The organism is Streptomyces venezuelae, assembly GCF_008642295.1.
GTDB classification, from domain to species: Bacteria; Actinomycetota; Actinomycetes; order Streptomycetales; family Streptomycetaceae; genus Streptomyces; species Streptomyces venezuelae_C.
This window is the reverse complement of sequence record NZ_CP029190.1, coordinates 844,649-864,934: the sequence shown is the minus strand read 5'-3', so window position 1 is coordinate 864,934 and position 20,286 is coordinate 844,649. Positions and strand designations below refer to the sequence as shown.

Annotated in this window: 16 protein-coding genes; 11 read left to right on the top strand and 5 right to left on the bottom strand. The window is 71.3% G+C overall.

What is annotated here, in order from left to right; genetic code table 11:
• Positions 1-367: 367 nt before the first annotated feature.
• Positions 368-1,192 carry an SAM-dependent methyltransferase gene (locus DEJ50_RS03955; RefSeq protein ID WP_150211879.1) on the top strand — a complete coding sequence of 275 codons (825 nt, stop codon included), beginning with the start codon at positions 368-370 and terminating at the stop codon, positions 1,190-1,192.
• Positions 1,189-3,375, top strand: a complete 2,187-nt coding sequence (locus DEJ50_RS03950) for a putative bifunctional diguanylate cyclase/phosphodiesterase (protein WP_150206013.1) — start codon at positions 1,189-1,191, stop codon at positions 3,373-3,375. The genes DEJ50_RS03955 and DEJ50_RS03950 overlap by 4 nt, the downstream gene beginning before the upstream one ends.
• A gap of 44 nt (positions 3,376-3,419) precedes the next feature.
• Here DEJ50_RS03950 and DEJ50_RS03945 read toward each other — a convergent pair whose 3' ends face one another.
• Positions 3,420-4,466, bottom strand: coding sequence for an FAD-dependent monooxygenase (locus DEJ50_RS03945; protein ID WP_150206011.1), 1,047 nt, complete (start codon positions 4,464-4,466; stop codon positions 3,420-3,422).
• A gap of 139 nt (positions 4,467-4,605) precedes the next feature.
• Between DEJ50_RS03945 and DEJ50_RS03940 the strand changes: the two genes are divergently transcribed.
• The gene (locus DEJ50_RS03940) at positions 4,606-5,223 is read left to right on the top strand and encodes a TetR/AcrR family transcriptional regulator (protein WP_150206009.1); all 618 of its coding nucleotides are present in this window, start codon (positions 4,606-4,608) and stop codon (positions 5,221-5,223) included.
• Positions 5,224-5,427: 204 nt separating this feature from the next.
• Complete coding sequence (locus DEJ50_RS03935) at positions 5,428-6,696, top strand: serine hydrolase domain-containing protein (RefSeq protein WP_150211878.1); 1,269 nt, start codon at positions 5,428-5,430, stop codon at positions 6,694-6,696.
• Here DEJ50_RS03935 and DEJ50_RS03930 read toward each other — a convergent pair.
• Positions 6,682-7,575 carry a LysR family transcriptional regulator gene (locus DEJ50_RS03930; RefSeq protein ID WP_150206007.1) on the bottom strand — a complete coding sequence of 298 codons (894 nt, stop codon included), beginning with the start codon at positions 7,573-7,575 and terminating at the stop codon, positions 6,682-6,684. The genes DEJ50_RS03935 and DEJ50_RS03930 overlap by 15 nt on opposite strands.
• A 94-nt stretch (positions 7,576-7,669) precedes the next feature.
• On the opposite strand from DEJ50_RS03930, the gene DEJ50_RS03925 reads away from it, so the two are divergent.
• The 5 genes from DEJ50_RS03925 (at position 7,670) to DEJ50_RS03905 (ending at position 13,712) form a co-directional block, all read left to right on the top strand.
• On the top strand, positions 7,670-8,356 hold the full coding sequence (locus tag DEJ50_RS03925) for a succinate dehydrogenase cytochrome b subunit (RefSeq protein ID WP_150206005.1): 687 nt from the start codon (positions 7,670-7,672) through the stop codon (positions 8,354-8,356).
• Between the two features lie 2 nt (positions 8,357-8,358).
• A complete protein-coding gene (locus tag DEJ50_RS03920; protein ID WP_150206003.1) occupies positions 8,359-10,317 on the top strand; it encodes a fumarate reductase/succinate dehydrogenase flavoprotein subunit in 1,959 nt (652 codons plus the stop codon).
• Entirely contained in the window at positions 10,314-11,057 is a 744-nt protein-coding gene (locus tag DEJ50_RS03915; RefSeq protein WP_150206001.1) for a succinate dehydrogenase/fumarate reductase iron-sulfur subunit, read from the top strand. The genes DEJ50_RS03920 and DEJ50_RS03915 overlap by 4 nt, the downstream gene beginning before the upstream one ends.
• Positions 11,058-11,183: 126 nt before the next feature.
• The gene (locus DEJ50_RS35145; RefSeq protein WP_150205999.1) at positions 11,184-13,001 is read left to right on the top strand and encodes a stealth family protein; all 1,818 of its coding nucleotides are present in this window, start codon (positions 11,184-11,186) and stop codon (positions 12,999-13,001) included.
• A 63-nt stretch (positions 13,002-13,064) separates the two neighbouring features.
• Positions 13,065-13,712 carry a phosphoglycerate mutase family protein gene (locus tag DEJ50_RS03905; protein WP_223837579.1) on the top strand — a complete coding sequence of 216 codons (648 nt, stop codon included), beginning with the start codon at positions 13,065-13,067 and terminating at the stop codon, positions 13,710-13,712.
• Between the two features lie 115 nt (positions 13,713-13,827).
• Here DEJ50_RS03905 and DEJ50_RS03900 read toward each other — a convergent pair whose 3' ends face one another.
• Positions 13,828-16,221 carry an excinuclease ABC subunit UvrA gene (locus tag DEJ50_RS03900; protein WP_150205997.1) on the bottom strand — a complete coding sequence of 798 codons (2,394 nt, stop codon included), beginning with the start codon at positions 16,219-16,221 and terminating at the stop codon, positions 13,828-13,830.
• Between the two features lie 167 nt (positions 16,222-16,388).
• Here DEJ50_RS03900 and DEJ50_RS03895 point away from each other — a divergent pair, with 167 nt between their 5' ends.
• Positions 16,389-16,631: a DUF397 domain-containing protein gene (locus tag DEJ50_RS03895; RefSeq protein ID WP_150205995.1), complete on the top strand. Its 243-nt coding sequence runs from the start codon at positions 16,389-16,391 to the stop codon at positions 16,629-16,631.
• A gap of 87 nt (positions 16,632-16,718) precedes the next feature.
• A complete protein-coding gene (locus tag DEJ50_RS03890) occupies positions 16,719-17,639 on the top strand; it encodes a helix-turn-helix domain-containing protein (RefSeq protein WP_150205993.1) in 921 nt (306 codons plus the stop codon).
• Here the strand turns inward: DEJ50_RS03890 and DEJ50_RS03885 are convergent.
• Both DEJ50_RS03885 and DEJ50_RS03880 read right to left on the bottom strand, forming a co-directional pair.
• On the bottom strand, positions 17,600-18,424 hold the full coding sequence (locus tag DEJ50_RS03885; protein ID WP_150205991.1) for an SAM-dependent methyltransferase: 825 nt from the start codon (positions 18,422-18,424) through the stop codon (positions 17,600-17,602). The two genes, DEJ50_RS03890 and DEJ50_RS03885, sit on opposite strands and share 40 nt — an antisense overlap.
• A 790-nt stretch (positions 18,425-19,214) precedes the next feature.
• Positions 19,215-20,204: an MsnO8 family LLM class oxidoreductase gene (locus DEJ50_RS03880; RefSeq protein WP_190344258.1), complete on the bottom strand. Its 990-nt coding sequence runs from the start codon at positions 20,202-20,204 to the stop codon at positions 19,215-19,217.
• Positions 20,205-20,286: the final 82 nt, after the last annotated feature.

Sequence of the window (20,286 nt, the reverse complement as noted above, 5' to 3'; positions counted from 1 at the left end):
CCGTGATCGCCGGCAGACGCCTGGTCAAGGCTCTCTTCACGCGGCGAGCATGGGCCAGGACGTCACCGCGCACGCCCGGAGCGGCCGGGGTTCGCCTGAACGGGCGGAGATCGGACCGTAGAGGTTTGAGCCAGCGATCGACCGCGCATGATCCTTCATCGTCCATTTCCCAAAAGGGATTTGTCGGTTTCGATCAATCCTTGATGAGGTGGCCCCTCGGGGGCCGCGGAGCGCTTTGGTGTGTGACGAAGAACGGACCGCCAATTTCCGCTTTTGCTCGCCCTGTTGGGAAATGATCAGTACATTCGGCTCGGACAGCAGTCCGACCAACCTGGACCAGACCATCGACGACATCCTGGAGGCCCCGATGGAGCGCCCCGCCTGGGCCCCGGCAGGTATCGACATATCGGTGCCGAGCGTGTCCCGCATCTACGATTACTACCTGGGCGGATCGCACAATTTCGAGGTGGACCGCCAGGCGGCCCGCCGCGCCATGGAATTCATGCCGGGCCTCCCCAAGATCATGCAGGCCAACCGGGCATTCATGCGCCGGGCCGTGCGGCACGCCGCCGCCGAGGGCATCAGCCAGTTCCTGGACATCGGCTCCGGCATCCCCACCTTCGGCAATGTGCACGAGGTGGCCCAGGCCGCCGACCCCGAGGCGCGGGTGGTCTACGTCGACCACGACCCGGTGGCCGTCGCCCACAGCCAGGCCGTCCTCGCCGGAGACGACCGGACCGCCATCGCCGCGGCCGATCTCCGCAAGCCGCAGGACATCCTCACCAGCCCCGAGGTCGCCGGCCTGCTGGACCTCGACCGGCCCGTCGCCCTCCTGCTGGTCGCCGTCCTGCACTTCCTGGAGGACGAGGACGAGCCGTACGCGGCGGTCGCCGAACTGCGCGAGGCGCTCGCCCCCGGCAGCCTGCTCATCCTCACCCACGCCTCCTACGAGGGCATCCCGCTCACCCAGGAGGTGGCCGGCGGGGTCGTCGGCGTCTACCGGGACATCCGCAACCCCCTCGTCATGCGCACCGGCCCCGAGATCAGCGGCTTCTTCGACGGGTTCGAGCTCCTGGAACCGGGACTGGTGCCGATGCCCAACTGGCGCCCGGACGGCCCGGCGCACGGCGAGCCGCAGGAGGAGGACGCGTATGCGTTCTCGGGCTTCGGTGGCGTGGGACGCAAGGCGTGAGAGTTCCGGCGCAGACCTCGGGGACGGTGCAGGCGGCCGATCCCGTTCCCGGCGGTTCGGAGGACCGCATCGGGCGGTTCGCCACCATCTGGAGCAGGGCCATCTTCCCGGTCACGGCCACCTCGCTGACCCGGCCCGAGTTCGAGCAGCACCTCCTGCCGCTCGCCCGCACCCTCGCCGAGGCCCTGCACGCCCGACCCTTCGATCCGGCCGTCGGCCAGCGGATCGGTGCCGAACTGATCGCCGTCCACTGCACCGACCCGGAAGCGCTGGCCGGCACCCTCGGCGTGGTCGAGGCCTATCTGGTCCTGTACTGCGGACCGGAGGGCGCCGACGCCGAGACGGCCGAGGACTACCGGGCCCGCTGCGCCCGCCTCCAGCACGGCATCGCGGCCGGCTTCGCCCGCGCACTGCGCGAGCGCACCCTCAGCGAGCAGGAGGCCATCGCCCGCTCCGCGATGACCGCCCGCACGGATGCCCAGGAGGCCCTGCACGCCAGCGAGGCCCGCTTCCGCGCGGTCTTCGAGGGCGCCGCCATCGGCATCGGCATCGCCGACCTCGAAGGCAACGTCCTCGAGGTCAACGACACCCTGCTGCACATGTTCGGCGGCCTGGAGGGCCATGTCCGGGGCCGCAACGTCAGCGAATGGGGGCACCCCGACGACGCCCCGCACATCTGGAAGATGTACGGCGAACTGGTCCGTGGCGAGCGCGAGCACTACCGGGTCGAGAAGCCGTACTACCGGCATGACGGCACCGTGCTCTGGACCAATCTGACGGTGTCCCTGCTGCGTGACGCCGACGGCCGGCCGCAGTACCAGCTGGCCCTGATGGAGGACACCACCGAGCGGCGTCTGCTGAACCTCCGTCTCCGCTACGAGGCCACCCACGATGCGCTCACCGGCCTGCCCAACCGGACCCTCTTCTTCGAGCGGCTGGAGAAGGCCCTGGCCGCCGTCGAGGGGACCCATTTCGCCCTCTGCTATCTGGACCTCGACGGGTTCAAGGCGGTCAACGACAGCCTCGGCCACTCGGCGGGGGACCGGCTGCTGGTGGAGGTCGCGGACCGGCTGCAGAGCTGCGCCACCGGCCCCGGCGAGGTGGTGGCCCGCCTGGGCGGCGACGAGTTCGTCGCCCTGACCACCGGCCCGGGCTCCGAACGGAAGGTCACCGACCTCGCCGTCCGCATCCTGTCTTCGCTCTCCACCCCGATCCGCCTGGAGGGCCGGGAGCTGACGGTCCGCGGCAGTATCGGCATCGTCGAGGGCATGGCGGGCGAACGCACCCCGGCGGAGGTGCTGCGCAGCGCCGACATCACCATGTACCGGGCCAAGGCGGCCGGCGGCAACCGCTTCGAATTCGCCGATGCGGAGGCGGACGCCCGGGCCATCACCCGCCACGGCCTGACGAACGCCCTGCCGGCCGCCCTGGAGCGGGGCGAGTTCTTCATCGAGTACCAGCCGCTGGTGCACCTGCACGACGGGAGCGTGCACGGCGCGGAGGCCCTGGTCCGCTGGTCGCACCCGCAGTACGGAGTGCTCGGCCCGGACCGCTTCATCCCGCTCGCCGAACGGACCGGGCTGATCGTCCCGCTGGGCCGCTGGGTACTGGAGGAGGCGGTCCGCCAGGCCCGCAGCTGGCAGCGCGAACACGGCGGCCCCCTGCGGATCAACGTCAACCTCTCGCCCACCCAGCTCCACCACCCCGGCCTGGTGGCCGACACGGTGGCCGTGCTGGAGAACTCCGGGCTGGCCCCCGGCGCGCTCTGCCTGGAGGTCACCGAATCCGCTCTGATCGGAGCGGACGACGAACTCCTCGAACCGCTGCGCCGGCTCGCCGCGTTGGGCGTGGACATCGCCCTCGACGATTTTGGCACCGGCTATTCCAACCTGGCCAATCTGCGCCGCCTCCCGGTGAGCGTGCTGAAGCTGGACCGCTCCTTCACCCAGAGCATGCAGCGCCTGCCGGCCGATCCCGTGGACGTGAAGATCGTGGAGGGCATAGTCGCCCTGGCCCACAGCCTTTCGCTGGCCGTCACCGTCGAGGGAGTCGAGACCGGCGCCCAGGCCGCCCAGCTCCGCGCCCTGGGCTGCGACACCGCCCAGGGCTGGTATTACGCCCGCCCCGGCTCCCCGGACCGCATCCACGCACTCTCCCTCTCCGACGCCGTTCCCCTCGTCTGACCACCCGGCCCGTCCGGTCACCCCGCGGCCGGTCCTCGGTGTGCTCATCCCAGCCCCGCCTCCGTCCCGATGCCAGGGGTGCGAACCGCCTCCAGGACCCGCTCCATCCGGCCGGTGCTGTCGGCCAGCAGCCGGGCGGCGGCCGGGAGCCGGGCCGCCTCGTACTCCTCGAGGTCGGTCTCCCCGCCCAAGGCACGGGCCAGGGCCGCGGCGTCCTGGATGCCGGTGTTCATGCCGAGGCCCCCCGCTATCGGATGGACATGTGCCGCATCGCCGGCCAGGAAGGCCCGCCCCCGGCGCATCCGTTCGGCCATCCGGACATTGACCCGCCAGGTCGAAAGCCAGGACGGATCGGCCGGCCGGATGCCGGGCATCCGCGCATGCCGCTCGAACAGGCGCTGGAATCCCGCCGCCGAGGGCGGCAACGGGCGCCCCTCCGTGTCGCGTTCCGGTGAGGCCTGCAACTGGAAGATGTCCGTCCGAGGGATCGGGCAGAGCATCATCGCCTCTCCGTCCGAGGTGAACCACTGGTGCCAGACCTCGCGGTCCAGACCCGGCGCCCGGACATCGCCGACCACCATGGCCCGTTCCCCGTCGGTGTGCCCTTCGAAGCCGATCCCGAGCAGCCGGCGGACCGAACTGCCTCCGCCGTCGCAGCCGGCCAGGTGGCGGGCGCGCACCGGCCGGCCGGCGGCGAAGGCCGCGGTCACCCCGTCCTCGTCCTGGGTGACCGCGGTGACCCGAGCGTCGTACTCGACCACCACGCCCAGTCCGGCCAGCCGCTCGCGCAGCACCTGCTCGATCTGCCACTGGCCGATGAACAGGGTGCCCTCGACCACCGTGTCGGCGATATGCACCCCGTCGAAGTACTTGCGGAAGACCAGGTCCGGATGGCCGATGGCCTCGATGCGCGCCGCGACGCCCAAGTCCTCGAGCACCGCCAGTCCGTCGGCGTTGAGCGTCTTGCCGCGCGACTCCCCGTGCGGTGCGCCCCGTTGGTCGACGATCCGCACCCCGATGCCGCGCCGGGCCAGCTCGCAGCCGAGCGTCAGGCCGGTCGGACCCGCGCCCACGATCAGAACGTCCGTCATGAGTTCCCCCTCGTCTCTCAACCCGTCTCTCACCCGATGACTCAAGGAAAGCCCCTCCGAACGAAAAAAGCAACCGGGTAACGAAAATTTCCGAGGAAGAAAATTAACCCGGTCAAGTCGATGTGCTAGCCTCGGACGCATGGAGAACACACCCGGCCTGCGGGAGACCAAGAAGCTGCGCACCCGCCGGCATCTGGCAGCCACCGCGCTCGAGCTCTTCCTCGAGCGCGGCTTCGAGGCCGTCTCGGTGGCGGACGTCGCCGCCGCGGCGGAGGTCTCCAAGCCGACCCTCTTCCGCTACTTCCCCACCAAGGAGGACCTGGTCCTGGACCGGTTCGCCGACCACCAGGACGAAGCCGCCCGGATCGTCCGGGCCCGCCCCGAGGGCGTCACCCCCGTCCGCGCCCTGCACCGGCACTTCCTCGAAGCCCTCGGCAACCGCGATCCGATCACCGGTCTGAACGACGTTCCCGACGTCATCGCCTTCCAGCGCCTCGTCTACTCCTCGCCGGGCCTGGCCGCCCGCATCGCGCACTACACCGATCGCGAGGTCGAACTCCTCGCCGAGGTCCTGGAAGCCGAGTACGGAGACCCGTTCGCCGCCCGGCTCGCGGCCTGCCACCTGGTGACGACCCGGCAGGAGCTCGGCCGGCAGAACTGGCGCCGGATAGCCGTCGGCCGCAGCGCCGACGAGTGCCACCCCGAGGCGGTCGCCGATGCCGACCGGGCCTTCGGGATGCTCGCCGAGGGGCTCTGACCGGGGCGGCGGCAGGAGGTGTCGGCAAGGGAGTCGGCAAGGGAGTCGGCGAGGGGTCTCGGGGAGGGGTGTCGGGGCGGGGGCCGGGGAGGGGCGTTCACCCGGTCGCCGTGCGGGGGCGCGCAGCCGCACCTAGCCTGATACGGGGGTGCCGTCCTCGTCTGGCAGGAGGCTGCCGTGAGGTATTCGCAGAAGAGCCGTCTCATGGTGTGCCGCACGGCGTGCGTGGGGCTCGCCGCGGCAGGGCTGTTGGCCGTACCGGTGTCCGGTGCCGGCGCGTACCTCGCGCAGCCCACCCCGGAGCCGACCGCCACCGCGCAGCCCTCTCCCGCCGGCGACTTCCCGGTGCTCGACGACTCGGTGAAGGCCAAGCTGGACACGGCGGTCCGGGACGTGATGAAGAAAGCCGCGGTCCCCGGCGTCGTGGTGGGGCTCTGGGCCCCCGGCAAGGGCGCGTACGTACAGGCCTTCGGCGTGGCCGACAAGAGCACCGGCGCGCCGATGACCACGAACATCTACCAGCGGATCGGCAGCGAGACCAAGATGTTCACCGTGACCGCCCTGCTCCAGCTCGCCGAGCAGGGCAAAGTCGGCCTGGACGACCCCATCGGCAAGTACATCGCGGACGTCCCCAACGGGGACCGGGTCACCCTCCGTCAACTGGCGGGCATGCGCAGCGGACTGCTCAGCTACACCCAGACCGAGGCCTTCTACAAGGCGCTGACCAGCGATCCGCAGAGCTCTTACACCCCGCAGCAACTGCTCGACTACGCCTTCGGCGCGCCCAAGCCGATCCTGTTCGAACCCGGCGCGGAGTTCAACTACTCCAACACCAACCTGATCCTGCTGGGCCTGGTGGTCGAGAAGATCTCCGGTCAGCCCCTGGGCGCCTATATCCACGACCACATCCTGAACCCCGCCGGGATGAGCCGTACCAGCTTCCCGCAGGGTGCGGAGTTCCCGGCCCCGCACGCCCAGGGCTACACCAACCAGACCGCCACCGGGAAGACCGAGAACGCCACCGACTGGGACCCCTCCTGGGGCTGGGCGGCCGGCGCCATGATCTCCGACCTGCGCGACCTGAGAACCTGGGGGAAGACCGTGGCCACCGGAGTCTTCCCGGACGGCAAGCGGATGCTCAGCCCCGAGATGCAGAAGCAGCGGCTCACCACTCCGCCCACCGTCATCCCCGGTGCCGGATACGGACTGGGCATCTTCGACGTGCAGGGCTGGATCGGCCACAACGGCTCGCTGCCGGGCTACCAGACACTCACGATCCACCTGCCCGAGGAGCAGGCCACCCTGGTGGTGATGCTCAACACCGACATCGGGTACGGGCCGCAGCAGGAGGAGCCGAGCACGCTCTTTGGACAGGCGATCACCCAGATCGTCACCCCGGACCACGTCTACAACCTGCCGGCGGCCGTCCAGCGGGGCACCCCGCCGCCGTCGTCCCCGTCACCCGCTTCGTGACCCGGCCAGCAGCATCCGCTTCAGTTCGCGCGCCGCACGCGGCGGGCCCACGTCCGTGCGGTGCGCGAGCGCGATCGTACGCCGCAACGGTGACGCGGCCAGCAAGGTCACCCGCAGCCCCGGCCCCGCGTGCTCGGCAACCATCGCCGGAACCACCGCGAGCCCGAGCCCGGCCCGTACAAAGCCCAGGACCGCGTCCATCTCGCCGCCCTCCACCGTGAACACCGGCTCGAAACCCTCCGCCCGGCAGGCGGCCACGGTCAGTTCCCGCAGGTCGTAGCCGTGCCGGAACATCACCATCGGCTCGTCCCGCAGGTCCCCGATGCCCAGCGGACCGCCGCCCCCCGGCGCCGGCAGTTCGGCCGAGGAGATCACCACCAGGTCCTCCGTCAGCAGTTCCACGGTGGTCAGGGCGGGGGCGGCCGAGGGCAGCGGCAGGGTGATCAGGGCCAGGTCCAGCGCCCCCCGCGCGAGCTCCCGCACCAGATCGTGCGAGCCGCTCTCCTCGATCAGCAGCTGGATCCCCGGATGCGCGGAGTGGTAGGCCCGCAGCACCCCCGGCAGCAGCCCGGTGCACAGGCTCGGCGTGGCCCCCAGCCGCACCCGGCCGCGCTGCAACTGCGCCAGTTCCTGTACTTCGAGCCGCGCCGTGTCGGCGTCCGCGAGGATCCGCCGGGCCAGCGGCAGCAGCGCCTCACCGGCGTCCGTCAGCTGGATGTTCCCGCGGGCCCGGCTGAACAGCTCCGCGCCGAGCTCCCGCTCCAGCGCCCTGATCTGCTGCGACAGGGAGGGCTGGGCCACGTGCACCCGCTCGGCGGCGCGAGTGAAATGGCGGGTTTCGGCCACGGCCACGAAGTACACCAGCTGCTGGAACTGCATGGCACCAGCATAGATTCTGCATAGCCATTGCCTATCAACATCACCATCATCATGTCTTGGACCTTTCGGGCCCTCCGTCCGTACCGTCGATGGCATGGCTCTGGCAACGCGAACGCCTCCTTCCCTCTGGAACTCCACTCTCGGCAAGAAGACCGTGATGGCGGTGTCCGGGCTGATCATGCTCGGCTACCTGGTCGTGCACATGCTCGGCAATCTGAAGATCTTCTTCGGACCGGACGAGTTCAACGCCTACGGCCGCTGGCTGCGCCACATGGGGGAGCCCTTCCTCCACAGCCACTGGGGACTGTGGACCGCCCGCGTGGTCCTGCTCGCCGCCGTGACCGCCCACGCCGTCTCCGCGTACCAGCTCAGCCGCCGCGACATCAAGGCCCGCCCGGTGAAGTACGCCCACAAGCGCCGCCGCGCGAGCTACGCCACCCGCACCATGCGCTGGGGAGGGGTGATCCTCGGGCTCTTCATCGTCTGGCACATCCTCGACCTGACCACGCTCACCGTCAACGAGCGCGCCCTGGAGGGCCACCCGTACGAAAACGTGGTCGCCTCCTTCTCCACCTGGTACGGCAACACGATCTACCTCACCGCAATGGTCGCCATGGGCCTGCACGTCCGGCACGGCTTCTGGAGCGCAGCCCAGACCCTCGGCGCCGGCAACGCCCGCCGCGACAAGCTGCTCAAGACCCTGGCCAACCTGCTGGCCCTCGTCCTGACCGCGGGCTTCGTCTCCGTACCCATTGCCGTCATGACCGGACTGGTGAACTGACCATGAGCACCCACGCCACGTACACCGACTACACCACCGGCGCGCCTCTCGCCGACACCAAGGCCCCCGAGGGACCGATCGCCGACCGCTGGGACCGCCGCCGCTTCGAGGCCAAGCTGGTCAACCCGGCCAACCGGCGCAAGCACTCCGTGATCGTCGTCGGAACCGGACTGGCCGGCGGCTCGGCCGGCGCCACCCTCGCCGAACAGGGCTACCACGTGGTCCAGTTCTGCTTCTCCGACTCGCCCCGCCGCGCCCACTCCATCGCCGCCCAGGGCGGCATCAACGCCGCCAAGAACTACCGCAACGACGGCGACTCCGTCCACCGCCTCTTCTACGACACCGTCAAGGGCGGCGACTTCCGCGCCCGCGAGTCCAACGTCCACCGCCTCGCCCAGATATCCGTCGAGATCATCGACCAGTGCGTGGCCCAGGGCGTTCCCTTCGCCCGCGAGTACGGCGGCCTCCTCGACACCCGCTCCTTCGGCGGCGTCCAGGTCTCCCGTACCTTCTACGCCCGCGGCCAGACCGGCCAGCAGCTGCTCCTCGGCGCCTACCAGGCCCTGTCCCGGCAGATCGCCGCAGGCAACGTCGAGATGCACGCCCGCACCGAGATGCTCGACCTGATCGTGGTCGACGGCCGGGCCCGCGGCATCGTCGCCCGCGACCTGATCACCGGCGAGATCACCCCGTACTTCGCGGACGCCGTCGTCCTCGCCTCCGGCGGCTACGGCAACGTCTTCTACCTCTCCACCAACGCCATGAACTCCAACGCGACCGCCGTCTGGCGGGCGCACCGGCGCGGCGCGTACTTCGGCAACCCCTGCTTCACCCAGATCCACCCCACCTGCATCCCGCGCACCGGCGACCACCAGTCCAAGCTGACCCTGATGAGCGAGTCGCTCCGCAACGACGGACGCATCTGGGTCCCCAAGGCCGAGGGCGACACCCGCCCCGCCGCCGAGATCCCCGAGGAGGAGCGCGACTACTACCTGGAGCGCATCTACCCCTCCTTCGGCAACCTCGTCCCCCGCGACATCGCCTCCCGCGCCGCCAAGAACGTCTGCGACGAAGGCCGCGGCGTCGGTCCCGGCGGCCAGGGCGTCTACCTCGACTTCGCCGACGCCATCCGCCGTATGGGCAAGGACAAGGTCGCCGAGAAGTACGGCAACCTCTTCGACATGTACGAGCGGATCACCGCGGAGAACCCCTACGAGGTCCCGATGCGGATCTACCCCGCCGTGCACTACACGATGGGCGGCCTCTGGGTCGACTACGACCTCCAGACCACCGTCCCCGGCCTGTTCGCCATCGGCGAGGCCAACTTCTCCGACCACGGAGCCAACCGCCTCGGCGCCTCCGCGCTCATGCAGGGCCTGGCCGACGGCTACTTCGTCCTCCCCTCCACCATCAACGACTACCTCGCCCGCAACCCCCACCACGACACCGTCGACGCCGGCCACCCCGAGGCGCAGGCCGTCGTCGCCGAGACCCGCGAGCGCCTCGAGCGGCTGCTCGCGGTCGACGGAGACCGGACCCCCGACTCCTTCCACCGGGAGATCGGCGAGCTGATGTGGGAGTACTGCGGCATGGCCCGCACCGATGCCGGCCTGCGCAAGGCCCTGGCCCGCATCCCCGAGATCCGTGAGGAGTTCTGGCGCCGGATCAAGGTGCCGGGCCGCGGCGAAGAGTTCAACCAGTCACTGGAGAAGGCCAACCGCATCGTCGACTACCTCGAGCTCGCCGAGCTCATGTGCCTCGACGCCCTGCACCGCGCGGAATCCTGCGGCGGCCACTTCCGCGAGGAGTCCCAGACCCCGGACGGCGAGGCCGCCCGCCGGGACGAGGAATTCGGCTACGCCGCCGCCTGGGAGTTCACCGGTGCCGGCGCCGCGCCCGTCCTCCACAAGGAATCCCTGGTCTTCGAGTACGTCCACCCCACCCAGCGGAGCTACGCATGAAGCTCAACCTGCGCGTCTGGCGGCAGCCCGACGCAGACGCCCCCGGCAGCATGGTCACCTACCAGGTCGAGGACATATCTGCCGACATGTCCTTCCTGGAGATGCTCGACACCCTCAACGAGGACCTCATCCTGCGCGGGGAGGACCCGGTCGCCTTCGACCACGACTGCCGCGAGGGCATCTGCGGAGCCTGCAGCCTGGTGATCAACGGGGATGCCCACGGCCCCGAGCGGACCACCACCTGCCAGCTGCACATGCGCTCCTTCGCCGACGGCGACACCATCGACGTCGAGCCCTGGCGGGCATCCGCCTTCCCGGTGATCAAGGACCTGGTGGTGGACCGGACGGCCTTCGACCGGATCATCCAGGCCGGCGGCTACATCACCGCCCCGACCGGCTCGGCCCCCGAGGCCCACGCCACCGCCGTGCCCAAGGCCGACGCAGACCAGGCCTTCGAGCACGCCGAGTGCATAGGCTGCGGCGCCTGTGTGGCGGCCTGCCCGAACGGCTCGGCGATGCTGTTCACCTCCGCCAAGGTCAACCACCTCAACGTACTGCCGCAGGGCGCGCCCGAGCGCGAGTCCCGGGTGCTGGACATGGTGGCCACCATGGACGCCGAGGGCTTCGGCGGCTGCACCCTCACCGGCGAATGCGCCACGGCCTGCCCGAAGGGCATCCCGCTGCCGTCCATCGCCGCCATGAACCGGGAATGGCTCCGCGCCGCGCGCAAACGCGGTTGAAGAGGCAACCGCCCCTTGAATGGATCATGAATGGCAGGAAGGGTGGGGGTGAACACCGGCATCCGCCCCTGCCAGGTCCCGTCACCTCGGGTGCCCTGCAACCGGCACATACCCACGAGGTGACCGATGCGTGGCAAGAACTGCCTTCCGTTGCCGCAGAAGATCCGTCGCGTGGCGCGGGCGGTGCTCAGCCGGACCCCGGGAGCCATTGCCGTCCTGCGGTCCGCCGTACCGTCCCAGCCCGGCGCCGACCGGCGAGAACGGCTGACCGACCCGGCCGCCGGGGCGGCGCCCGCGCCGCCGAAGACCCGCGAGGACGAGCTGCTGGAGGCGCTGCCCGGGGTGGTCCGCCACCGCGGCCGGCTCGCCCGGATCCGCGACGACCTGCTGCCCGGCGCCGCCCGCGACGGCAACCTGCGCGCCGCCGCCGAGGTCCTGGAGGCGGCCGGGCTGACCTACGGCCTGGTACCGGACGGCGGCCTGCTGCACCGGGTCGCGGTCGCCCCCGGAGACCGGGAGCCGGCGCTCAAGGCCTGGGCCGAGGCGTTCACCGGCCTGCCGGTGTACGCGCAGCTCCTCGGCGACGAGGGGGAGCTCGGGAACGTCCTGGCGGAACGCCTTCCGGAGGCGGTCGCGGAGATCGAGAATCGGCCCGCAGACGCAGCAGACGCAGCAGACACAGCAGATACAGCCACCGACGAGCCGCCCGCCGCAGGCGTCCGCGTCAAGGGCATCCGCCTCTACCAGCCCGTCGTCACCACCGGCCGCACCCTCCACTACGGCTCCGACCACGGCTGCGAGCTGGAGTTCTGGGACCCGGACGGCGACGGCACCGGCGGTATCGCCGCCCTCCGTGAAACCCCCTACGGCTGGTGGGTGCCCTCCCTGGAGGCCACCGCCACCACCCGCGTCGGAGACCGCGACTACCCGGTCGTCGACGCCTTCGCCCGCAGCTTTGCCGCCGACGTCGACTTCCCCGTCGACGCCGTGATCACCTGGGTGGACGCCGCCGACCCCGCATGGAACCGGCGTCGGCTTGAGGCCCGCGCCGCCCTGGACGGCCCCGACGGCGCCACCCCCTTCGACGACGCCGACCACCGCTACCGCGACCGCGGCGAGCTGCGCTACTGCCTGCGCGCCATCGCCGCCTACGCGCCCTGGATCCGCCGGATCTTCCTGGTCACCGACAACCCCACCCCCGACTGGCTGGTCACCGACCACCCCGGCCTCACGGTGGTGCGCCACGAGGAGCTCTTCGCCGATCCGGCGGCCCTCCCCGTCTTCAACTCGCACGCCATCGAAACCCAGCTGCACCGCATCCCCGGGCTGGCCGAGCACTTCCTCTACTTCAACGACGACATCTTCGTGGGCCGCCCCCAGCAGCCCGCCGGCTACTACCTCCCCTCCGGCCTGCCCAAGGTGTTCCACGACTGGCGGGCCATCCCGCCGGACACGGCGGGCGCCGAGGACGACGTCTACACCGCCTCGCAGAAGGCCACCCGGCACGCCGTGGAAGAAGCCGCAGGCCGTACGTACGTCCGCATCCTGGCGCACACCCCCTACCCGCTGAGCCGCTCCCTCTGCGCCGCCGCCGAGGAGCGCTTCCCCGAGCAGCTCGCCGCCACCAGCCGCTCCGCCTTCCGCAGCGCCACCGACCTGGCCCCGGTCACACTCGCCCTGCACCTCGGCCTGGCCACCGGCCGCGCCGTCGAGGGCGACCTCGCCCACGAGTACTTCGGGACCGGCTGGAAGGACGACATCCACCGGCTCCCGGACCTGGTCCACCACCGCTGGGCCGATGCCTTCTGCCTGGCCGACGACGCCGGGGACGAGCTGACCCCGGCCGAGCAGCAGCGGGCCGTGGCCGCCTTCCTGGAGGCGTACTACCCGGTCCCCTCCCCGTACGAGCGCCCGGACGCCGGGCCGGGTGCGCCGATCGGCTGACCGGCACCCCGTACGACGTGCCGCGCCCCGAGGGGCTCCCGGGCATGGGCGACAGTGAGGCGCATGGCAGACGCATCCGTCCCGGCCGGCCCCCGGCGCCGCACCGTGCTGGCCGCGCTCGCCCCGCTCGCGGCCGGCCTGGCCGGCTGTTCCGCCGAGGACCCCGCCCGCGGACCGGCCGCCGGTCCGCCGCAGGCAGAGGTCAAGGACACCCTGATCATGCTGATCCGGCACGCGGAGAAGCCGTACGCGGGTGACACCGGCGAGGACGAGGAAGGCAACGACGACCCCGGATCGCTGGCCGGCCGCGGGCACCGCCGCGCGGAGGAACTGCCCCGGCTGTTCGCACCGGACCGCGGGGCCGTGCTGCCCCGGCCGGCCGCCGTGTTCGCCCCGGCCGGGCCGGTCGCCCGGTCCCGCCAGACCGTGGCCGGCCTGGCCGAGGCGCTGGGCCTGCCGGTCCGCGCGGAGATCCCCGCCGGCAAGGAGGCGGCCCTGGCCCGTGCCGCCCTGGCCGCCCCCGCGCCGGTCCTGATCTGCTGGGAGCACACCGGCATCCCCCGGCTGATCCACGCGCTGGGCGCGGACCGGGTGCCCTCCGTGCCGTCCGGCTGGCCGGACCGCCACGACCTGGTGTGGCTGTTCACCCGCCGCCGCGGCGAATGGAGCTTCCGCGAACTGGGCCAACGCCTCCTCCCCGGCGACGCGTAGGCCCTGGCCGGGCACGGCCCGGCCGCCGCCCGGACATGCCCGGCCGCGCGGCTCTGCCTTCACACGGGGCCCGGGGTTCGCACAGCCGGGGTGGGACGCCCCCGGCCGGAGGCGGTCACAGGACGCGGGCGAGGTATGCGGCCGTGCGGCTGCCCGCTGCCCGGGCCACCTGCGCCGGGGAGCCGGCGGCCATCACCCGGCCGCCGTCCGTGCCGCCGCCCGGCCCCAGATCGATCACCCAGTCCGCACTCGCGACCACCGCCATGTCGTGCTCCACGACCACCACGGTGTGCCCGCCGTCGACCAGCCCGTGCAACTGCCGCAGCAGCACCTGCACATCCGCCGGGTGCAGCCCGGTGGTCGGCTCGTCCAGCAGGTACAGGGTGTGGTCCCGGCGCAGCCGCTGTAGTTCCGTCGCCAGCTTGATCCGCTGTGCCTCGCCGCCCGACAGTTCGGTGGCCGGCTGGCCCAGCCGCAGATAGCCGAGGCCGATGTCCGACAGGGCCCGCAGGCTGCGCGCCGCCGCCGGGGTGTCCGCGAAGAACTCCGCGGCCGACTCCACGGTCAGCCCCAGCACCTCGGCGATGTTCAGGCCCCGGTGGCGTACCGCCAAGGTCTCGGCGTTGTAGCGGGCGCCCGCGCACTCCGGGCACGGGGCGTACGTACTGGGCAGGAACAGCAGCTCCACCGAGACGAAACCCTCGCCCTGGCAGGTTTCACACCGGCCGCCCGCCACGTTGAAGGAGAACCGGCCGGCCTTCCAGCCGCGGGCCCGGGCCTCCTCGCTCGCCGTGAACAGCCTGCGGACGACATCGAACAGCCCGGTGTACGTGGCCAGATTGGACCGGGGGGTCCGGCCGATCGGCTTCTGGTCCACCGCCACCAGCCGGCGTACCGGGAAACCGTCGTCCGCGCCGGCGATCCGGTCGGCCGCGGTCTCCGCCAGCACGCTCCCGACCAGCGTGGACTTCCCCGATCCCGAGACCCCGGTGACCGCCGTGAACACCCCGAGGGGGAACTCCGCGGACAGGTCCTGCAGATTGTTCCGGTGGACTCCGGACACCCGGAGTGACCCGGACGGACGGCGCACCGGCCGCTCTTCCGGGGCGGCCTCGGACACCGGCTGCGCGAACAGATGTCGGGCGGTCGCCGACTCCGCCAGGCCCTCGAGCCCGGCCGGGGGCCCGCTGTGCAGCACCCGCCCGCCGTGCTCCCCGGCCAGCGGCCCCACGTCCACCAGCCAGTCCGCGTGCCGCACCACATCCAGATGGTGCTCCACCACGAACACCGTGTTCCCGGTCTCCTTCAGCCGGTCCAGTACGCCGAGCAGCGCCTCGGTGTCCGCGGGATGCAGTCCCGCCGAGGGCTCGTCCAGTACGTACACCACCCCGAACAGCCCGGACCGCAGCTGGGTGGCCAGCCGCAGCCGCTGCAGCTCACCGGCCGACAGGCTCGGCGCGGTCCGGTCCAGGCTCAGGTAGCCCAGGCCCAGCTCGGTGACCGGGCGGATCCGGGAGCGCAGGTCCGCGGTCAGGACCCGGGCGGCCCCGCCGCCCGGCCCGTCCGCCGCCGGTACGTCCTCCAGTACCGCGTCCAGCTCGGTCAGCGGCAGCGCCGCCAGCTCGGCGATGGTGCGGCCGGCGATGGTCACCGCGAGTGCCTCGGCCCGCAGTCGGCTGCCCCGGCACACCGGGCAGGGCGCATCCGTGAGGAACCGTTCCGCCCGCGCCCGCAGGGAGGCGCTCTTGCTGTCGGCGAAGGTCCGCATCACCCAGCGGTGGGCGCTCATATAGGTGCCCTGGTAAGGGCGTTGGATCCGGTCGGCCTCACGCACCGGATGCACGGTCACCACCGGCTGCTCCTCGGTGAACAGGATCCACCGCCGCTCCTCGGCCGGCAGTTCCCGCCACGGCCGGTCCACATCGTGGCCGAGGGTGTCCAGGATGTCCCGCAGGTTCTTGCCCTGCCATGCCCCGGGCCAGGCCGCAATGGCACCCTGCCGGATCGTCAGTTCCGGGTCGGGAACCAGCAGTTCCTCGCTGGTGCGGTGGATCCGCCCGAGGCCGTGGCATTCGGGGCAGGCCCCGGCGGCCGTGTTCGCCGAGAAGGCGTCCGAATCGAGCCGCGCGGCCCCGGGCGGGTAGTCGCCGGCCCGGGAGAACAGCATCCGCAGCGAGTTGGAGAGCAGGGTGACGGTGCCCACCGAGGACCGCGATCCGGGCGCGGACCGGCGCTGCTCCAGGGAGACGGCGGGCGGCAGCCCGGTGATCGAGTCCACCTTCGGCGCCCCGATCTGGTGGATCAGCCGCCGGGCGTACGGCGCCACCGACTCGAAGTAGCGGCGCTGGGCTTCCGCGTAGACGGTTCCGAAGGCGAGGGAGGACTTGCCGGATCCGGAGACTCCGGTGAACACGGTCAGCGCGTCGCGCGGAATGTCCACGTCGACCCCGCGCAGATTGTGCTCCCGGGCGCCCCGGACGCGGATGTACGCGTCGGTGGGCTGGTGCATTCGTCCCAGTTTAGGGGATGGTCGTCAGTCTCTTCGGAGGGGGCACACCCTTACGGGGGACATACCCGGCAGGAATGCCTGACTAGGCTCATCCCGAATTCCGGTCCGATGTCCTTGCATATGGGACGGGTCGGCGGTCGCGTACGGGAATCGAAAAGGTGGGCGATATGCGGTTCGAGAACGGTGTGGAAGCGGACAGGATTCCGTCCGTGCGCTGGGTGAAGAGCAGCGCCAGTTCGGGGATCGGCAACTGTGTGGAGGTGGCTGCCCTTCCCGGGGGAGATTTCGCGGTGCGCAATTCGCGCTTTCCGGCGGGGCCGGCCCTGATCTTCACCCGGGATGAAATGACGGCCTTCGTGGCGGGCGCCGGGGCCGGGGAATTCGATCGCCTGCACGAGGTGAGTGCGTAGGGTCACGCCATGGCCATCGCTTGAAGGGCGGGCGTGCGGGTTCCAAACTGTGCCGCTGAAGTGGTTTTCAGTCAACAAGGAGCACGCATGCCCGTCGGCCGTTCGTCCGTCAGCGCCGTCGGCCGCGAGTTCGCGGCGCGTTCCCTGGGCGACGAGCTCCGCAAGCACCGGTTGAACGCGCACATGTCGCTCGTCGAGGCGGCGGACAAGATCCGTGGATCCTCCTCCAAGCTGAGCCGTCTGGAGCGGGGTGAGAGCCCGCCGAAGGAGAAGGACGTCTGGGACCTCGTCCGCCACTACCGGGTCGACGAGGCCGGGCAGGACGAGATCCACGAGCTGCTCAGCCAGGTCCTCGCCGAACACAAGGGCCGCCGCAGGTACAGCGATCTGACGCCCGGATTCCTCCGCCGGCTGATCACGCTGGAGGCCGAGGCGGCCAGGATCACGGTGTACGAGACCCATGTGGTCCCCGGACTGCTGCAGACCCGCCGCTACTCCCAGGCCCTGGTCGCCCTGGCGGTCGGAGAGCAGGGGGACCAGGTGGAGGTGGATCGTTACGTCAGGGTGCGCCGTGACCGGCAGGCCCTCCTGTCCAAACCGGAGCGGCCCGAGCTCATCGCCATCCTCGACGAGAGCGTGCTCTACCGGCCCGTGGGCGGCTTCGCGGTGATGTGCGAACAGCTCAAGTGGCTCCGCGAGATCGCCGGGGAGAACATGCCCAGAGCGAACGTCCGGGTGCTGCGGTACGACCACGAGAACGTGGGCATCGCCCCCAGCTTTCCGCTCACCCATCTCACCTTCGCGGACGGCGGACCCAGCGAACTCGTCTATCTGGAACAGATGGAGAGCGCCGACTACGTGACCACGGCCGGGCCGGTCCAGCGCTACCGCAGTGTTCTGGACCAGCTCATGGACCAGGCGGTGAGCCTGGAGGAGACCCTGGCACTGCTGGACGAGCGGATCGCCCACTACGAGAAGCGGCTCGCCGAATCCGATGCCGAACTCTGACCGGGCAGCCGTCCGGCCCCGCCCCATGCGATCAACTCCGCCTCGTGCGCGCGGATCCCACGGCGCCGCTCGGGCAGCCAGTCCGCGACATCGCCGAGTCCGGGCCCGATGATGTCGAGCCCCGCCAGGCAGTCCCGTACGTCCTCGGGCTCGCGCAGCCGGCCCCACTGCCCCGAAGTGGCCTCCCGCATCAGGGCGGTGACCCGGCTGCGCACCACCGGGTCCGGGCTGGTGGGCTGGGTCATCACCAGGAAGCCGCCCGGCCCCAGCTGCTGTTTCACCCGTTCGATCATGGCGGCCACGTCCTGGTCGCCGAGGCACTGGGCGACCGAGACGAACAGGGCGGCGGTCGGTTCCCCCGGCCGGATCAGCCGCCGGACGGCGGGATCGGCGAAGATGGCGGCGGTGTCGCGGACATCGGCATCCACCACGGCGGTACGGGAGTTCTCCACGAGCCGGGCCCGGGCGTGTGCCACGACCAGCGGATCGTTGTCCACGTACACCACCCGGGCTGCGGGATCGACGCGCTGGGCCACCTCGTGGACGTTGTCACCGGCCGGCAGTCCGCATCCGTGCTCCAGGAACTGGCGGACTCCGTGCTCGCGCGCGAGCACCTCGACGACCCGGCTCAGGAAGGCGCGGTTGGTGCGGGCGGCGGCGCGGGAACCGGGGGCGATGTCGAGCAGATCCCGGCACACCTGCTGATCGGGCGGATAGTTGTCGATACCGCCCAGCAGCCAGTCGTACATCCGCGCAACGCTCGGTCTGTGCACGTCGTGGTGCATCGGGCCCGCCCCTCAACCCTGGTCAGGAGTTGCACTGGTTCGAAGTGCCCATGCTAGAGGGGTTCTTGCTGCCGCGCCGTCCCCTGATGGGGTGAGCGCGGCCGGGGCACCCCGATGGGGTGCCCCGGCCGCCGCGGACGCTCAGCCTCCCTGCCGGCCGAGTGCCCGCAGGGCCAGCGCGAGCCCGATGACCTGGAGAACGCCGGGTCCCGCCGCCAGGTAGAGGGCCAGGCTGACCCCCATGCAGGCACCGAAGGAAGGAGATCCGGACGTCATGCGCAAGTCTGTTTGCGGACGGGGGAGCTGCGGGATAATCCGCGTACGTAGCGCCGTGATCCATGCGTGCAAGGCGGAGATCAGGCGGCGTAACGAGTCGGTCAAGGGGTGTCCTCCTTGGCTCGGCAGACGGCCCTGGGCGTTGGAGCGCCCGGGGCCGTTGCCATGATGGGTTCGGGGAGGCGAATCTACCCGGAGCCGGACCCCCATGCCGTCCCGCTAAAGGCTCACCGAGACGGCGGAATGGGAAAGTGAATGGGCGGATGATCGGTGTACCAACGTCAACTGCCGAAGAACCCCAGATGGGCGGCCCCTTGTTCGGGAAAACCCCTCTGTCCAGCAGAATTTACGAGCTTCGGTCGCGCACGAAACTTCACTCCGATGGGTGAGTGAATCGTTTTCTCTGATTGACGCGCCCCGTCCCAGCCGCCCCTCCCGGATCGTGCATATGCAACGTCACAGCAGCCCCCGGGACCCACCCGTCCACCCGTCCACCCGTCCACCCGCCCGGTGCTCAGAGTCCGGCCAGCCGGGCGAGCCGGGTGAAGGAGTCCAGCAGCGCCTCGCGGTCGTAGGCCGACGTGGTCACCAGCAGCTCGTCCGCCCCGGTCGCATCCGCCAGCTCGGCCAGGTCCGCCGCGACCCGCTCCGCCGTGCCGTGGATGTGCCCGGCCATGGCCTTCTCGAACAGCTCCCGCTCCTTCGCCGACATGGCCAGCCCCGCGACCTCTTCCGCGGGAACCAGCGGCGGGAAACTGCCGTGGGTGCGCGCGTACGCCATCGACCACGCCTCCGGGACCAGCAGCTGCCGGGCGGCTTCCGTGGTGGCGGCCACCGCCACCGTGCCGGAGGCGATCACGTACGGGCGCTCGCCCCAGGCCGAAGCGCGGAACTCCCGCCGGTAGCTCCCGATCAGCTCCAGGACCCGCTCCCGGTTCCGTACATCGCCCACCACCAGTGGCAGGCCCGCCCGGGCCGCGATGCCCGCGCCTTCGCCGGTCGCCAGGACGAACGCCGGGATCCGCAGGCCCTCGGCGGGCCGGGCGTGCACCTCGGGATGGTCCTTCCGGTTGCCGTCGAACCAGCCGAGCAGCTCCGCCAGCCGGTCCTCGAAGGCCTCGGCGTCCGCGGTGTCACGGCCCAGTGCCCGCCGGATCCCGCCGGTGAACCCCACGGAGCGGCCGAGGCCCATGTCGATACGGCCCGGGAAGAGCGACTCCAGCACGCCGAACTGCTCCGCGACCACCAGCGGCTGGTGGTTGGGCAGCATCACCCCGCCGGTGCCGACCCGGATCCGTTCGGTGGCGGCGGCGACCGCGGCGGCCAGCACGGTCGGGGCGGATCCCGCCACCCCCGGCACGCTGTGGTGCTCCGACACCCAGAACCGGCGGTAGCCGAGGGCCTCGGCCCGCCGGGCGAGCGCCACGGTGTCGCGCAGCGCCGCGGGTCCGTCCGAGCCCCGGCGGATGCGGGACCGGTCGAGTATCGAGAGCTTCCGGATCATCGGCCTCATACGGGTGTCAACGCGCGGGGGACGGCAGGATTCCCGGCAGCACGGAGGGGCCTGCTGCCGCCCCTGCTCCCGG

Coding starts and splice junctions, on each gene's coding strand:
- DEJ50_RS03955 (WP_150211879.1), top strand. CDS start 368: ATGGAGCGCCCCGCCTGGGCCCCGGCAGGTATCGACATATCGGTGCCG.
- DEJ50_RS03945 (WP_150206011.1), bottom strand. CDS start 4,466: ATGACGGACGTTCTGATCGTGGGCGCGGGTCCGACCGGCCTGACGCTC.
- DEJ50_RS03940 (WP_150206009.1), top strand. CDS start 4,606: ATGGAGAACACACCCGGCCTGCGGGAGACCAAGAAGCTGCGCACCCGC.
- DEJ50_RS03935 (WP_150211878.1), top strand. CDS start 5,428: ATGGTGTGCCGCACGGCGTGCGTGGGGCTCGCCGCGGCAGGGCTGTTG.
- DEJ50_RS03930 (WP_150206007.1), bottom strand. CDS start 7,575: ATGCAGTTCCAGCAGCTGGTGTACTTCGTGGCCGTGGCCGAAACCCGC.
- DEJ50_RS03925 (WP_150206005.1), top strand. CDS start 7,670: ATGGCTCTGGCAACGCGAACGCCTCCTTCCCTCTGGAACTCCACTCTC.
- DEJ50_RS03920 (WP_150206003.1), top strand. CDS start 8,359: ATGAGCACCCACGCCACGTACACCGACTACACCACCGGCGCGCCTCTC.
- DEJ50_RS03915 (WP_150206001.1), top strand. CDS start 10,314: ATGAAGCTCAACCTGCGCGTCTGGCGGCAGCCCGACGCAGACGCCCCC.
- DEJ50_RS35145 (WP_150205999.1), top strand. CDS start 11,184: ATGCGTGGCAAGAACTGCCTTCCGTTGCCGCAGAAGATCCGTCGCGTG.
- DEJ50_RS03905 (WP_223837579.1), top strand. CDS start 13,065: ATGGCAGACGCATCCGTCCCGGCCGGCCCCCGGCGCCGCACCGTGCTG.
- DEJ50_RS03900 (WP_150205997.1), bottom strand. CDS start 16,221: ATGCACCAGCCCACCGACGCGTACATCCGCGTCCGGGGCGCCCGGGAG.
- DEJ50_RS03895 (WP_150205995.1), top strand. CDS start 16,389: ATGCGGTTCGAGAACGGTGTGGAAGCGGACAGGATTCCGTCCGTGCGC.
- DEJ50_RS03890 (WP_150205993.1), top strand. CDS start 16,719: ATGCCCGTCGGCCGTTCGTCCGTCAGCGCCGTCGGCCGCGAGTTCGCG.
- DEJ50_RS03885 (WP_150205991.1), bottom strand. CDS start 18,424: ATGCACCACGACGTGCACAGACCGAGCGTTGCGCGGATGTACGACTGG.
- DEJ50_RS03880 (WP_190344258.1), bottom strand. CDS start 20,204: ATGATCCGGAAGCTCTCGATACTCGACCGGTCCCGCATCCGCCGGGGC.